General features: G+C 70.4%; 13 protein-coding genes. 7 read left to right on the forward strand and 6 right to left on the reverse strand.

Features of this window, described 5'->3' with window-relative positions:
• Positions 1-101: 101 nt before the first annotated feature.
• Positions 102-1211: a sugar phosphate isomerase/epimerase family protein gene (locus tag AC3CF1_RS15305; RefSeq protein WP_488450708.1), complete on the forward strand. Its 1110-nt coding sequence runs from the start codon at positions 102-104 to the stop codon at positions 1209-1211.
• Between the two features lie 72 nt (positions 1212-1283).
• On the opposite strand, the gene AC3CF1_RS15310 is transcribed toward AC3CF1_RS15305, so the two are convergent.
• A complete protein-coding gene (locus tag AC3CF1_RS15310; protein WP_088950166.1) occupies positions 1284-2402 on the reverse strand; it encodes a GuaB3 family IMP dehydrogenase-related protein in 1119 nt (372 codons plus the stop codon).
• Positions 2403-2432: 30 nt separating this feature from the next.
• A complete protein-coding gene (gene guaB, locus AC3CF1_RS15315; RefSeq protein ID WP_488450709.1) occupies positions 2433-3995 on the reverse strand; it encodes an IMP dehydrogenase in 1563 nt (520 codons plus the stop codon).
• A 186-nt stretch (positions 3996-4181) separates the two neighbouring features.
• Here guaB and AC3CF1_RS15320 point away from each other — a divergent pair, with 186 nt between their 5' ends.
• Entirely contained in the window at positions 4182-4601 is a 420-nt protein-coding gene (locus AC3CF1_RS15320; RefSeq protein ID WP_088950168.1) for a DUF5319 domain-containing protein, read from the forward strand.
• A 153-nt stretch (positions 4602-4754) separates the two neighbouring features.
• Here the strand turns inward: AC3CF1_RS15320 and AC3CF1_RS15325 are convergent, their stop codons facing one another.
• Positions 4755-5573, reverse strand: coding sequence for a helix-turn-helix transcriptional regulator (locus AC3CF1_RS15325; protein WP_099848589.1), 819 nt, complete (start codon positions 5571-5573; stop codon positions 4755-4757).
• A 253-nt stretch (positions 5574-5826) separates the two neighbouring features.
• Here AC3CF1_RS15325 and AC3CF1_RS15330 point away from each other — a divergent pair, with 253 nt between their 5' ends.
• Positions 5827-6210 carry a WhiB family transcriptional regulator gene (locus AC3CF1_RS15330; RefSeq protein WP_088952018.1) on the forward strand — a complete coding sequence of 128 codons (384 nt, stop codon included), beginning with the start codon at positions 5827-5829 and terminating at the stop codon, positions 6208-6210.
• Between the two features lie 794 nt (positions 6211-7004).
• The gene (locus AC3CF1_RS15335) at positions 7005-7565 is read left to right on the forward strand and encodes a hypothetical protein (protein ID WP_406083175.1); all 561 of its coding nucleotides are present in this window, start codon (positions 7005-7007) and stop codon (positions 7563-7565) included.
• Between the two features lie 278 nt (positions 7566-7843).
• On the opposite strand, the gene AC3CF1_RS15340 is transcribed toward AC3CF1_RS15335, so the two are convergent.
• The 3 genes from AC3CF1_RS15340 to groES all read right to left on the reverse strand — a co-directional run bounded on the left by AC3CF1_RS15340 (position 7844) and on the right by groES (position 11776).
• Positions 7844-9625: a molybdopterin-dependent oxidoreductase gene (locus tag AC3CF1_RS15340; protein WP_354982506.1), complete on the reverse strand. Its 1782-nt coding sequence runs from the start codon at positions 9623-9625 to the stop codon at positions 7844-7846.
• Positions 9626-9750: 125 nt separating this feature from the next.
• Positions 9751-11391: a chaperonin GroEL gene (gene groL / locus AC3CF1_RS15345; protein WP_088950171.1), complete on the reverse strand. Its 1641-nt coding sequence runs from the start codon at positions 11389-11391 to the stop codon at positions 9751-9753.
• A gap of 70 nt (positions 11392-11461) precedes the next feature.
• A complete protein-coding gene (gene groES, locus AC3CF1_RS15350) occupies positions 11462-11776 on the reverse strand; it encodes a co-chaperone GroES (RefSeq protein WP_030330046.1) in 315 nt (104 codons plus the stop codon).
• Between the two features lie 259 nt (positions 11777-12035).
• On the opposite strand from groES, the gene AC3CF1_RS15355 reads away from it, so the two are divergent.
• The 3 genes from AC3CF1_RS15355 (at position 12036) to AC3CF1_RS15365 (ending at position 14989) form a co-directional block, all read left to right on the forward strand.
• The gene (locus AC3CF1_RS15355; protein ID WP_488450710.1) at positions 12036-13232 is read left to right on the forward strand and encodes a THUMP-like domain-containing protein; all 1197 of its coding nucleotides are present in this window, start codon (positions 12036-12038) and stop codon (positions 13230-13232) included.
• Positions 13233-13242: 10 nt separating this feature from the next.
• Positions 13243-13722 (forward strand): Cys-tRNA(Pro) deacylase, encoded by a 480-nt coding sequence (gene ybaK, locus AC3CF1_RS15360; protein WP_088950173.1) that lies wholly within the window; start codon positions 13243-13245, stop codon positions 13720-13722.
• Positions 13723-13900: 178 nt separating this feature from the next.
• Positions 13901-14989 (forward strand): sugar ABC transporter substrate-binding protein, encoded by a 1089-nt coding sequence (locus AC3CF1_RS15365; protein ID WP_354982909.1) that lies wholly within the window; start codon positions 13901-13903, stop codon positions 14987-14989.
• Positions 14990-15101 lie beyond the last annotated feature (112 nt).

The following is a 15101-nucleotide window of genomic DNA, read 5'->3' on the forward strand; positions in this document are numbered from 1 at the left end:
CTTTCGTTGAATCAAACAAAAGTCGCCATCGATCAATACTTACTTTCGACTTTGACCGGCGTTAGTGTCGATCTCCGACCACCGTCGCGAAAGGTGGAACCATGCCAGACCACACCGCACCCGACGCCACCCCCACCGGCCGACTCAGCCGTCGGTCCCTGCTCGCCGCGTCCGCCGGCGCAGCCGCCGCGATCGGCGCGGCCGGCCTACCGGTCCTCGCCACCGGCACCCCCGCGCTCGCCAAACCCAAGAGCAAGCTGCGGGTCGAGCCGCTGATCCCGGCGAAGAACCGCGGCATCATCCTCTACAGCGTCCGCGACCGGATCACCGCCGCGCCCGACGACAGTGGAGTGCCCTACGGTTTCGAGCGCGTCCTCGCCCGGCTCGCCGAGATCGGCTACAAGGAGATCGAGTTCGCCGGCTACACGCAGAGCACGGAGATCCTCGGCCGGCAGATCACCCCCACCGAGATCCGCAAGATCCTCGACGACAACGGTCTGGTGGCCAACGGCACCCACGCCTCGATCCAGCCGGCCACCTTCCAGCAGCAGCTCGACATCGCCGAGGAACTCGGCATGAAGAACATCGGCACCGGCAGCGACCCGACCAGCAGCGCGTACAAGGCCGAGTGGGACGCCGCCGCCGACATCTGGAACGAGCTGGGCCGGCAGGCACGGGCCCGGGGCATGCGGCTGTACACGCACAACCACGACGCCGCGTACAGCTTCCTGATCGACCGTGGCCCGCGCGACGCGCAGGGCCGGCAGACCCGGTCGTCCGGCATCCGCCGGCTGGAGTACTTCTTCGAGATCACCGACCCGCGGTACGTCTTCTTCGAGCTCGACATCTACTGGGCCTACGTGGCCCGCTACAAGCACCAGAAGTACGTCGACCCGGCCGGCCAGGAAGTGACCGACCTGTTCGACCCGATCCTCACCGTGGCCGACCGGACCACCCGGTTCCCGCTCTTCCACGCCAAGGACGGCGACCGGGACACCAGCGTTCCCAACGGATACCAGATGACCCCGCTGGGCGAGGGTGACCTCAACTTCCAGCAGTTCTTCCAGACCATCGGCGAGCGGAACTTCCACCACGCCAACTGGGAGATGGACACCGCCCCCGGCGATGCCGACAACAAGGGCCAGTCACTGGACTTCGCGGCGACCAGCTACCGCAACATGTCCGACCTGACCATCTACCTGGACAAGTGACTCCCGGCTGAACGCGACGAAGGCCGGCCCCGCAGCACCGCGGGGCCGGCCTTCCGGCGTCTGAGAAAAGGGTCAGCGGTCGAGGACCAGGCCGACCTTCTGGAACTCCTTCAGGTCGCGGTAACCGCACTTGGCCATCGCCCGACGCAGCCCACCGAACAGGTTGAGTTGGCCGTCGGCCTCGTCAGCCGGCCCGAAGAGCAGCTCCTCCATCGACCCGAGCGGCTCACCGGCAACCTCGAACGCGCCCCGAGGCAGCGACGGGTGACTCGCCGCCGAGTGCCACCAGGCACCACCGGCGGGGGCCTCCTCGCAGAGCGACAGCGGCTCACCGAGCATCACCGCGTCCGCACCGCAGCCGAGCGCCTTGGCGATGTCACCCGAGGTCTGGATGTCACCGTCGGCAATGAGGTGCACGTACCGGCCGCCGGTCTCGTCCAGATAGTCGCGGCGGGCCGCCGCCGCATCCGCGATCGCGGTCGCCATCGGCACCCGGATCCCCAGCACCGACTCGGTGGTCGACCACTCGTCGCCACCGATGCCCACGATGACCCCGGCCGCACCGGTACGCATCAGGTGCAGAGCGGTCTTGTAGTCCGTGCAACCGCCGACGATCACCGGCAGGTCGAGGTCGGCGATGAACTCCTTGAGGTTCAACGGCTCATCGGTGGTCGACACGTGCTCGGCCGAGACGATGGTGCCCTGGATGACCAGGATGTCCACCCCGGCGTCCAGGATCACCGGGGCCAGCGCCAGGGTGTGCTGCGGGGAGACCCGCACCGCCACGGTGCCGCCGCCGGCGCGCAGCTCACGAACCCGCTCGGCGATCAGGTCCGGGCGGATCGGCTCGGCGTACACCTCTTGGAGCTTCTTGGTGGCGCGGGCGTCCTCGTCGAGGCCGGCCAGCTCCTCCAGCACCTTGGTCGGGTTCTCGTAGCGGGTCCAGAGCCCCTCGACGTTGAGCACACCGAGGCCGCCGAGCTCACCGAGCCGCACCGCCGACGCCGGGCTCATGGTGGCGTCGGAGGGGTGGCCGACGCACGGGATACCGAACGGGTAGGCGTCGAGCTGCCAGGAGGTGGAGACGTCGTCGACGTCCCTGGTCCGGCGGCTCGGCACGATGGCGATGTCGTCCAGGTGGTAGCCGCGCTGCGCGGTCTTGCCCAGCCCGATCTCGACCACGTCACGCATGGGGGACTCCAGATGGTTGGGGGTGGTGGGTCAGCGGGTGTGGTAGTTGGGCGCCTCGACGGTCATCTGGATGTCGTGCGGGTGGCTCTCCTTCAGCCCGGCCGCGGTGATCCGGATGAGCTGGCCCCGGCGGTGCAGATCGGGGATGTTCTCCGCACCGGCGTATCCCATGGCCAGTCGCAAACCGCCGACCAGCTGGTGGGCGACCCGGGAGAGCGGCCCCCGGTAGGGCACCTGACCCTCGACGCCCTCCGGGACGAGCTTGTCGTCGCTGAGCACGTCCTGCTGGAAGTAGCGGTCCTTGCTGTACGACTTGGCCTGACCCCGGGACTGCATCGCGCCGAGCGACCCCATCCCGCGGTAGGTCTTGAACTGCTTGCCGTTGACGAAGATCAGCTCGCCGGGGCTCTCCTCGCAGCCGGCCAGCAGGCTGCCGAGCATCACCGTGTCGGCGCCGGCCACCAGGGCCTTGGCGATGTCGCCGGAGTATTGGATGCCACCGTCGCCGATGACCGGCACGCCGGCCGGCCGGGCGGCACGGGCTGCCTCCATGATCGCGGTCACCTGCGGCACACCGACACCGGCGACGATCCGGGTGGTGCAGATCGCGCCCGGACCCACGCCCACCTTGACGCCGTCGGCGCCGGCGTCGACCAGCGCCTTCGCGCCGGCGTACGTGGCCACGTTGCCGCCCATGATGTCGACAGTGACGTCGGCCTTGAGTCGGCGGACCATGTCCAGCACAGCCCGCTGGTGACCGTGCGCGGTGTCCACGATCAGCACGTCGACGCCCGCGTCGACCAGGGCACGGGCCCGCTTGTACGAGTCCTCGCCGACACCGATGGCGGCGGCGACCCGGAGGCGGCCGGCGTCGTCCTTGCTGGCGTCCGGGTACTGCTCGCTCTTGGTGAAGTCCTTCACGGTGATCAGGCCACGCAGCCGGCCCGACTCGTCGATGATCGGCAGCTTCTCGACCTTGTGTTGGCGCAGCAGCGCGAGAGCGTCGTCCTTGCTCACGCCCACCCGGGCGGTGACCAGCGGGGTGTGGGTCATGATCTCGCGGACCGGGGTGTCCGGCTCGGAGACGAAACGCATGTCGCGGTTGGTGACGATGCCAACCAGCTGGCCGTCGCCGTCCACCACGGGGACGCCGGAGATGCGGTAACGCCCGCACAGCTCGTCGACCTCGCGCAGCGTGTCGTCAGGGCTGGCGGTCACCGGGTTGGTGATCATGCCGGACTCGGAGCGCTTGACCAGGTCGACCTGGAGCGCCTGGTCCTCCATCGAAAGGTTGCGGTGCAACACGCCGATGCCGCCCTGGCGGGCCATGGCGATCGCCATCCGGGCCTCGGTGACCGTGTCCATCGCGCTGGAGAGCAGCGGAATGGACAACTCGACGTTGCGGGTGAGCTTCGTCCGGGTGTTGACCCGACTGGGCACCACGTCCGACTCGCCCGGCTGGAGCAGCACGTCGTCGAAGGTGAGGCCGAGCGGAACCACCCGGGCGGAGCCAGCCGGCAGCTCGGGCAGGTGGCCGCCCAGGTCGGCGTGCTCCACGCCGGCCGGAAGATCGGTGCTGGGCGAATTTTCCACGATTGCTCCCCTGAGCTGCTCGGATGGGCTTCAGCGAGGTGGCGCGGGCGGGCACCGGAGCGCGCCACGGTGCCGGCACGTCGCCTCATCGTACCCAGTGACCTGGGCGACCCGTCTGTGGCGGCCCGGCCCGGCGCACGGCCCGGGGGGCGGACGTCCGCGCCGCGTTGGGTCTACGGTGAAGGGGTGCACGACGAGCCCATCGACCCGTTCAATGGCGACCCGGCCGATCCCACAGCGGGTCTGGATGAGCCGGGCGATGACCCGACGCCGGATCCGCTGACCGACGTCGAGCGGCAGGACGTGCTGGAAGACCTCGCCGACCTGGAGATCTACCAGGCCCTGCTCGCCCCGATCGGGGTCCGTGGCCTGGTGATCGAATGCGAGGACTGCCGAGAGCCGCACTACTTCGACTGGGACCTGCTCCGGGGCAACCTGCGCCACCTGCTCAACTCGGGCCGCCCCCGGGTGCACGAGCCCGCGTACGACCCCGACCCGGACCACTACGTGACCTGGGACTACGCCCGGGGCTACGCCGACGGCGTGCACGACACGCTGACCGAGGGCACCGAGGACGAGCCGGGCACCCCGACCGCAACGCAGTGACGGTCGGGTGCGTGGACGCCGTTTGATGGTGGCGTGCGGCGCCTGTGCCGGTGACGGTGGCGCGGCGCGGCGTGGCGCGTGCCGGTGGAGTGCGGCGCGGCGGGTACCGGTGACCGTGGCGTGCGGCGCGTGCCGGTGACGGTGGCGTGACCTTCAGGCGACCAGCCCGGCGCGGAAGCCGGCTGCCACCGCGTGCGCCCGGTCCCGCGCCCCAAGCTTGCGGAACAACCGGCGAGCGTGCGTCTTGACCGTGTCTTCCGAGACGAACAACTCCCGGCCGATCTCCGCGTTGCTCTTACCCTCGGCCATGCCGAGCAGCACCTGAAGCTCGCGCTCGGTGAGCCCGATCGACGCCCGGGTGGGCCGGGCGTTCGCAGCGGGCCGGGCCGGATCGGTCTGATCCGCCGACGACTCGCCGGTCGCCGACTCGGCCTCGTCGTCCCCCCGCTGCACCGGCACCGACGGCATCCCCGCCGACCCGTCGCCGGGCGTTGCCGGCCAGCCGGGCTCGCCGGAGCCACGCGGCGACGGCCCGGAGCGACCAGAACCGCCTACTGCCGCGGCATCCCGGGCCGGATCGGTGATCCGCTGCCGGGAGGCCCGGCCGGGCGCTGTGAGCAGCAGGAGAGCCTTGGCCACCGCACTGGTCAGGTCGTGGTCGACGTTCTGAATGAGACCGCGGGCGCCGGCGCTGATGGTGGCCGCCGCCGCCTCGGACTCTTCGGTGCCGAGCAGCAGCACCGCAGCCTGCGGCGCGCGGGCCAGGACCCGACGAACGAAACCGGCGCTGTCCGGCCGGGTGAGGGCCGTGTCGGCCAACACCACGTCGGCCGGTCGCTCGGCCAGCCGCAGCATCACCTCAGGATCGGAGACTGCGGTACGAACAATTGCTGACAACCCCAGCCGCGCGGCAGCAGAAGCAAGGTGCTGGGCCGCGAGTGGTGTCCGAACGCACACAAGGACGGTACGCACTGTGGTCTCCTCTCCGCCAACGAGCAGACCATGACGGGGTCGGCTCGGGAGGGGGTTCCCGGCAATCCTTCGAACTTTTCCGACAGATAGGGCAAAAGCCGCAATTTGTAGGACGTTTTCGATCACACACGTGTGAGTCGGCTGCGGCCCGGGTACCGGGAGGTCCAGGCCGGGAACGGTGCGCCTGCGCGGCCCGCCGCACGGATGCCGGCCACAAGGATTCTCGCGGAGCCGCGCGGGAGGAGGGGTGCTGATGTCGAACGTACGTAGACTGCCCGGACCCATCGTCGATCTCTGGGACTGGCAACGGCTCGGTGCCTGCCGAGGGCGGGACAGCGCCCAGTTCTTCCACCCGGACGGCGAGCGTGGCTCCTCCCGACTGCGTCGCGAGTCCGCCGCCAAGTCGGTCTGTCGTGCCTGCCCGGTCCGGGCCGAGTGCGCCGCACACGCGCTGTCGGTCCGTGAGCCGTACGGCGTGTGGGGCGGCTTCAGCGAGTCGGAACGACTGCGACTGCTCGCCGTCGGCTGGGAGGACCTGGCAGACCGCCGGCACGCCCGGGTCGACGTCGCACGGCTGGAGGCCCGACTGGGTCACCCGCACAAGTCGACCGTCCCGGCCCAACGCAACGTCGCCTGACCCGACACATACCTGACGTCCGCGAAACCGCGTCCCTGGTTCGGGGGCGCGGTTTCGACGTCCCCGACCCTCGACGGCCTCGACGTCCCCGGGTCATAGGCGGCTCGACCTCCCCCGCCCGGTCTCGTGGACAGCCCCAACATCCGCATGATCGACACGGGTTCAATGATGTCGGGGTGTCCCGCCGCCTCGGACAAACCGATATTGGCAAAGCCGAGTGAATCATGCCCAGAACGGAACGGGCTGAGGCCGGCGGCGCGCCGCGTATGGGAGGTTTGTCGGTTCTGAGGGGTTGAGCCGAGCGCGCCGATGATCGCGGTACGAGGTTCGCGGCGTTTGGCTGTGACCGGTCGCACCGGTGGGTCGGAATGATGGCCGGGGCGGGGTCGTTACACACTCTGACGATCGCAGGACCACCGCCTCACCGCCCCGCCTACGGGTTGGTAGCGGGGTTGGAATGCCGACCCGGGCCGCATCGTTGAAGCCTTCCCAGCACCCGCGCTCCATCGGGTGCCACGGGATGGCCCGGCCCCCGGAATGACCCCGGGCCCCCGGTCGTTACACATGAACCCGGCGCCACAAGCCCGCGCTCGTAGGCCGCCGACCCGGCGCCCGAGCCTCCGCTCGCAGGTCGCCGACCCGGCCCCCGCAAGCCCCCGGCTTGACGGTGCCGATCTCCCCTAAGACTTTTCCCCTTTGATTTTGATGCAGCGCCGGACGAGGTGCTCACACCCTGCGCCACCGTCTCCCCCGAGCGGTGTGCGGGTGTTCCTACCCCCGAAGGAGCTACCCCCATGAACACGATCATCCGTAAGAGCATGCTGTCTGTTGCTGGTCTCGCGTTCGCCGGTGGCGTCTTCGCCGGCCCGATCGCCGCCCACGCCAACCCCGTAGATGGCAAGCCGGTCGCGGTCGCGGTGCAGTCGGCCGCCCCGAAGCCCCAGGGCGACCAGTCCCACATCACCCTCAACGACGAGCAGACCGCCAACGTCAAGGCGATCATCGCCGCCACGAAGAAGGCCGGCCTGCCCGAGCGCGCCGCGGTCATCTCCATCGCCACGAGCCTGCAGGAGTCGAAGCTGGAGAACCTGGGCCACCTCGGCGACGCCAACGACCACGACTCGCTGGGCCTGTTCCAGCAGCGCCCGACCAGTGGTTGGGGCACGCCGGAGCAGATCACCGACCCCGCCTACTCCACCACCGCGTTCCTCAAGGGCCTCAAGCAGGTCGACGGCTGGCAGGACATGGCGCTGACCGACGCCGCGCAGACCGTGCAGGTCTCCGCCTACCCCGACGCCTACGCCCAGTGGGAGCAGCAGGCCACCGACCTCGTCGCCCAGCACTGGAACAGCTGAGCCCGACACGAACACTGAACGACCCGACCGCTGGCCGGCACCCCCACCCGGGGTGCCGGCCAGCGGCATCCCGCACAACCACAAGAACACCGACAACGAGGCCCGGCAGACCTTGGACACTTTCCGTTAGCCGCTAACGGAAAGTGTCCAAGATCTACACGGTCGGGCTCACTCGGCCGGCGCGACACACCGCCCGCCGGCCTGGCCGGGCCCGGCCAGGCCCGGCCGGGCAGCACTCCGACGGCTTCCGACCGGGCGGACCGCCCGGCACTGCCGGATCAGCGGACGGTGACGGTGACCGTGTGCCAGCCGGTGGCGCCGTCCGGGACGACATCCTGCGTACGCTCGGTCTGGGTTTCGCCGGTGGCGTCCGTTGCCCGGGCCTGGAGCCGGTGCTCGCCTGGCGTGGCGTCCCAGCGCCACGACCACTGCACCCAGGTGTCCACCGACACGGCTGGGGCCAGCTCGGCCTGCTGCCACTCGCCGTCGTCGACGCGTACCTCGACCTGGCGGATGCCCCGGTGCTGTGCCCACGCCACGCCGGCGATGGTCACCGGCCCCGTGGTCAGCCGGTTACGTCCCCGGGGCGTGTCGATCCTCGACTGCGTCTTGATGGGCCCTTCGACCGACCAGCCGCGCGGCACCCAGTACGCGTCGAAGTCGGCGAACCGGGTCAGCTCCAGCTCGGTCACCCACTTGCACGCCGACACGTACCCGTAGAGGCCGGGCACCACCATCCGGACCGGGAAGCCGTGCTCGACGGGCAGAGGCTCGCCGTTCATGCCGACCGCCAGCAGCGCGTCCCGCCCGTCGCGCAGCGCGGCGGTGGGGGTGCCGCAGGTCCAGCCGTCGACCGACCGGCCGACGACCTGGTCGGCGTCCGCGTCCGGGTCGACCTCGTCGAGCAGTTCCCGCAGGGGTACGCCGAGCCAGCGGGCGTTGCCGATCAGGTCACCGCCCACCTCGTTGGAGACGCAGGCCAACGTGACGTACCGCTCGACCAGCGGCCGGGCCAGCAGGTCGGCGTAGGTGTAGGTGCGCTCGGTGCCGACCCGCCCGTGGATCCGCAGCCGCCAGCTGTCCGGGTCCACCTGGGGTACCACCAGCGCGGTGTCGATCCGGTAGAACCCGAGGTTCGAGGTGACGTACGGCGCGAGTTGCGCCAGCGAGAGGTCCGCGCCTGCGGGTACGGCCGCTGCGGGGGCGACCGGCGCGGGCAGCCGGATGGCGTCCCGAGCGGCGGACACCCCGCGTCGGCCGGCCAGCCAGCGCCCACCGAGACCTGCCGCCACGGCGGTTCCGAGCAGAACCCCACTGCTGGTGAGGAACCGCCGCCGCGACTCGGGGTCGACTTCCGCAGCCCCGGCCGCGGGTTGCCCGCCCGGAGCCACCGGCGCAGCGGGCGTCACCGGGCCAGCAGGCGACACCGGAGCGGCGGGAGTCACCGGCACCGGCAGGCCCTCGGGCGTCGGCAAGGGCGGCTCGGCCCGCGACCCCCGCTCCGGGCCCGCAGGCGGCACCGGACCGACAGGCGGTACCGACCCAGCAGGCGGCACCGACCCAGCAGGCGGCACCGACCCAGCGGGCGGCGCGATCGGCGTGGGCGGTGACCAGGGCCAGGGGTCCAGCTCGAACGGGCCGTCGATGAACAGCCAGAGCACCAGGCCGCCGAGGCCGGCGCCGACAAGCGACGGCAGCGCGTCGGCGGCGTCCGCACCGGAACGGGTCAGCGCGGCGGCCACACCGATGACGCCGAACGCGGCGATGCCGGCCAGGCCGAATGCCAGCCGTCGGACCGCCAGCACACCGAACAGCGCCGCGAACCCTCCCAGCAGCAGGCCCGTGCCGACCAGCAGCGCGATCTTGTCGGCGGTGCCGAAGAGGTCGATGGCGAGTTGCTTCAGCGACTCGGGAACGGCGTCGACGACCACCCCGCCGACCGCGACCAGCGGTGCCGACCGGGGGCCGGTCAGGACCGCCACCGGTTCGGCGATTCCGATCGCGACGGCGGCGGCGGTGATCCCAGCCAGCGCGGCGTAGCGCCGCGACGTGGTGCTCATCGGCCCAGTGTGCGCGATCATCCGGTCCACTCGCCAACAACGGCAGCGTCGGTAACAGACCCATAAGACGAGCCGGGGCACACCGTCGTGCGACGGTGTGCCCCGGAACGGGTGTCGCTACCGGGTCAGAAGCCCGGGCCGTGCTGGTGGCCGTGACCGTGGCCGTGGCCGCCGCCCGCGGACTGCTCCGCCTGCTCCGGCTTCTCGACCACGAGGCTCTCCGTGGTGAGCAGCAGACCGGCGATCGAGGCGGCGTTGGTGACCGCGTTGCGGGTCACCTTCACCGGGTCGATGATGCCGGCCTTGACGAGGTCGACGTACTCGCCCTTGGCGGCGTCGAGGCCGTTGCCCCACTCCAGGTCGGCGACCTTCTGCGTCACGACGTAGCCGTCGTGACCGGCGTTCTGGGCGATCCAGCGCAGCGGCTCGACGAGCGACTTGCGCACGACCGAGACACCGATCTTCTCGTCGCCGGTGAAGCCCAGGTCGTCGTCGAGCACCGAACGGATCTGCACCAGGGCGGCGCCGCCGCCGGGCACAGTGCCCTCCTCGACCGCAGCCTTGGTCGCCGCGATGGCGTCCTCGATGCGGTGCTTGCGCTCCTTCATCTCGACCTCGGTGGCCGCGCCAGCCTTGATGACGGCGATGCCACCGGAGAGCTTCGCCAGCCGCTCGGCCAGCTTCTCCCGGTCCCAGTCGGAGTCGGAGGCCTCGATCTCCTTGCGGATCTGGGAGACCCGGTCGGCGACGTCGGCCTTCTGGCCACCGCCGTCGACGATCGTGGTGTTCTCCTTGTCGACCACGACGCGCCGAGCGGTGCCGAGCACCTCCAGGCCGACCTGGTCGATCTTGTAGCCCAGCTCCGGGGCGACCAGCTCGGCGCCCGTGGAGATCGCGATGTCCTGGAGCATCGCCTTGCGCCGGTCACCGAAGCCCGGGGCCTTGACCGCGCAGACCTTGAGGGTCTTGCGCAGCGAGTTGACCACCAGGGTGGAGAGCGCCTGGCCGTCCACGTCCTCGGCGATGATCAGCAGGGGCTTGCTGTTCTGCAGGATCTTCTCCAGCAGCGGCAGCAGCTCTTCGATCGCCGAGATCTTCTGGGTGGTGACCAGGATGTACGCGTCCTCAAGGACGGACTCCTGGCTCTCCAGGTCGGTGACGAAGTTCGGCGAGATGAAGCCCTTGTCGAACTGGAGACCCTCGGTCACGTCCAGTTCGGTGGTGAGCATGGAGCCTTCCTCGACGGTGATGACACCGTCGCGGCCGACCCGCTCCATCGCCTCGGCGATCAGGTCGCCGATCGTGGCGTCCTGCGCGGAGATCGTCGCCACGTTCGCGATCGACTCCTTGCTGGTGACCTCGGCGGCACGGCCGAGCAGCGCCTCGGAGACCTTGGCGGCCGCCGCGTCGATGCCCCGCTTGAGGCCGGCCGGGTTGGTCCCGGCGGTCACGTTGCGCAGACCCTCGCGAACCATCGCCTGGGCCAGCACGGTCGCGGTGGTGGTCCCGTCGCCGGCGACGTCGTTGGTCTTGGTCGCCACCTCCTTGACCAGCTGCGCGCCAAGGTTCTCGTACGGGTTGGTGAGCTCGATCTCCTTGGCGATGGTCACACCATCGTTGGTGATCGTCGGCGCACCGAATTTCTTGTCCAGGACGACGTTGCGCCCGCGCGGGCCGAGGGTGACCTTGACCACGTCCGCGAGGGCGTTGACACCGTGCTCCAGCAGGTGCCGGGCGTCGTCCGAGAAGCTCAGGATCTTCGCCATTTATGTCCCTTCGAAGCGCCATTGCCCCGGCCCGGCGAGCCGGACCGGGGCAGTGGCACTGATCGGTTGCTTACTTCTCGATGACCGCGAGGACGTCGCGGGCGGAGAGCACCAGGTACTCCTCGCCGGCGTACTTGACCTCGGTGCCGCCGTACTTCGAGTAGAGGACGGTGTCGCCGACCTGCACGTCAACCGGAACCCGGTTGCCGTTGTCGTCGACGCGGCCCGGGCCGACAGCGAGGACAGTGCCCTCCTGCGGCTTCTCCTTGGCGGTGTCGGGGATCACGATGCCCGACGCCGTGGTGGTCTCAGCCTCGTTCGCCTGGACCACGATGCGGTCCTCGAGCGGCTTGATCGCAACCTTGGTCGCGGTAGTCACGGGCATACCCTCCTGGGGTACTGGTTTCGTTGCTGGCCGGCGGGGCCGACCAGCGTCAATCTGCCTCATGCCACCGGGCGGGGCCGTCGTCGCGGGTGCCGGTCCGCCTGGCGTGCGCCCCCGGGTCGTGAGACCCGGAAGCTGGCACCCTCAGGGTGAGAGTGCTAATCGCAGGTTATTCCGTGGCTAGCACTCCGTCAAGGAGAGTGCCAGCGAGTCGCGCCCCGCCAGCCCGGATTTCCGGGTCTACCCGGACAATGACCGGGTGGATCTCGATCAGCTGGCGGCGCTGCGTACCCCCGAGGGGTCGGCCGCACTCACGGCTGCGGCCGGGCTGGCCGGCGGTGATCCACTGGCCGCGGCGTCGGCCCTGCGCGCGGCCGGGGTGCCGCCGACGCTGGCCGCGGCCGCGCTCACCCAGGCTGAGCTGCGCCACCGGGCGGTCGGCAAGTTCGGCCCGGCAGCCGCTGGGATGTTCCTCACCCGCCCGGGCCTGGAGCAGGCCACCCGCCGGGTGGTCGCCGACCGGCGGGCCGCCCGGCTCCACGCGGCCGGCGTGCGCACCCTGGCCGACCTCGGATGCGGCCTCGGCGCCGACGCGCTGGCCGCCGCCCGCGCCGGCATCCGGGTGTACGGGGTGGAGGCCGACCCGGTGACCGCCGCGATGGCCGCCGCCAACGCTGAGGCGGCCGGGCTGGCCGACCTGTTCACTGTCGAGTGCGGGGATGCGACAGCGTTCGACGTCTCCCGGGTCGACGGGGTCTTCTGCGACCCGGCCCGCCGCACCACCGGCACCGGGCGACGGATCTTCGACCCGCGCGCCTACTCGCCACCGTGGGACTTCGTGACCGGGCTGGCCGAGCGGGTGCCGCGCACCGTGGTGAAGGTGGCGCCGGGCCTGGACCACGCGCTCATTCCGGCCGGGGCGGAGGCCGAGTGGGTCGGTGTCGACGGCGACCTGGTCGAGGCCGCGCTCTGGTGTGGTGACCTGGCGGAGGTGCCCCGCCGCGCCACCCTCTACCGCCAGCGGGGCGTCGAGACTCGCCGCCACCAGCTCAGCGGCTCGGGTGCCGACGAGGCTCCGGTCGGGCCGCCGCGTCGCTACCTGTACGACCCGGACCCGGCGGTGGTGCGCGCGCACCTCGTGGCCGAACTGGCCACCGAACTGGACGCCACCCTGGGCGATCCGAGCATCGCCTACCTATACGCCGACCAGCCGATCCGCACCCCGTACGCACGCTGCCTGGAGATCACCGACGTGCTGCCGTTCTCGCTCAAGCGCCTGCGGGCGCTGCTGCGGGATCGTCGGGTGGGCCGGGTGGAGATCCTCAAGCGGGGTTCCGCGCTCACCCCGGAGCAGCTTCGACGGGACCTGCGGCTGGCCGGCGACGAGGCGGCGAGCCTGGTGCTCACCCGGGTCGCCGGCGCACCGACAGTGCTGATCGGTAGGCCGGTCGACTAGCGTCGCCGGTGTGGCAGGACAGGGCACTCCGGCGACGGCACTGGTTGTCAAGCGTGGGGTGGCGCACCGCACCCATCCGTACCGGGTGGCACCGGACGCCCCGAACTACGGCGCGTTGGTGGCGGTGGCGCTCGGCGTGCCACCGGAGCGCGTGTTCAAGTCGCTGGTGACCGAGGTCGACGGCGCACTGACCGTGGCGGTCGTTCCGGTCACCGGCGAGTTGGACCTGAAGGCGCTCGCGGCGGCCGTCGGTGGCAAGCGGGCGGCGCTGGCCGACCGGGCGGTCGCCGAGCGGGCAACCGGCTACGTACGCGGTGGGATCAGCCCGCTCGGGCAGCGCAAGCGACTGCCCACAGTGCTGGACGACTCCGCGCTGGCATTCCCGACGATCTACGTCTCGGCTGGTCGGCGCGGTCTGCAACTCGAACTGGCCGCGGCGGATCTGGTGGCGCTGACCGACGCCCGCACCGCGCCGTTGCAGACCCACTGACGACCTTCGTTACGTCGACTCCCCCGTGGGATACCCGCGGAGTAACAGTCGCGTTGCTGAATTGTTATCGCTCCCAACAAACTATGCACCTGCGCGGTCTTGTGGAGCCGGTGTGACGCGAAATACGTTGCCGGACACAACAAAACAACACCTCCCCACCTCCGAAAGGACCCTGCACATGCGTAAGGGGATCCTCACCATCGCCGCCGTGGGCCTGCTCGCGACCGGCGGCTTGACCGCCTGTAGCGACGACTCCGGCACCGGCTCGACCGACTCCAAAAAGACCCCCAAGATCGGCGTGATCCTTCCGGACAGCAAGTCCTCCCCCCGCTGGGAGACGGCGGACCGCCGCTTCCTGGAGGAGGCGTTCAAGGCCGCCGGCGTCCAGTCCGACATTCAGAACGCCCAGAACGACAAGGCCGCCTTCCAGACCATCGCCGACCAGATGATCACCGGCGGCGTCACCGCCCTGATGATCGTCAACCTGGACTCCGGCACCGGCAAGGCCGTGCTCGACAAGGCCAAGTCGCAGGGCATCGCCACCATCGACTACGACCGGCTCACCCTCGGCGGCTCCGCCCAGTACTACGTCAGCTTCGACAACGAGACCGTCGGCAAGCTCCAGGGCGAGGGTCTGGCGAAGTGCCTGACCGAGAAGAACGCCAAGAACCCGGTCGTGGCATACCTGAACGGCTCCCCCACCGACAACAACGCCACCCTGTTCAAGGCCGGATACGACTCGGTGCTCAAGCCGAAGTTCGACTCCAAGGAATACACCAAGGGCCCGGACGACGCCGTGCCGGGCTGGGACGGCCCCACCGCCGCGACCATCTTCGAGCAGCAGCTCACCGCGACCAAGGGCAAGATCGACGGCGTGCTGGCCGCCAACGACACTCTCGGCAACGCCGCCATCTCGATCCTGAAGAAGAACAAGATCAACGGCAAGGTGCCGGTGACCGGGCAGGACGCCAGCGTGGAGGGCCTGCAGAACATCCTCGCCGGTGACCAGTGCATGACCGTCTACAAGGCAGTCCGGGAAGAGGCCAAGGCCGCCGCGGACCTGGCCATCGCGCTGGCCAAGGGCGAGAAGAAGGACACCGGCCAGTCGGTGAAGGACGGTGACCGCGACGTCCCCTCGGTGCTGCTCACCCCGAAGGCCATCTACAAGGACAACGTCAAGGACGTCATCGCCGACGGCTACGCGACCAAGGAGCAGGTCTGCACCGCGGCGTACGCCAAGTTCTGCGCCGAAGCCGGCATCAGCTGACCGACGCCGCAGTACCCGCCGGAACGACCACCGCCGCCCGGCACGGGAGCACCCTCCCGTGCCGGGCGGCGCCCGCCGGACGGGCCCCGACCCTCCCTTGAGAAGGAGACCC

This window comes from Micromonospora sp. MGP-C2 (assembly GCF_057766525.1).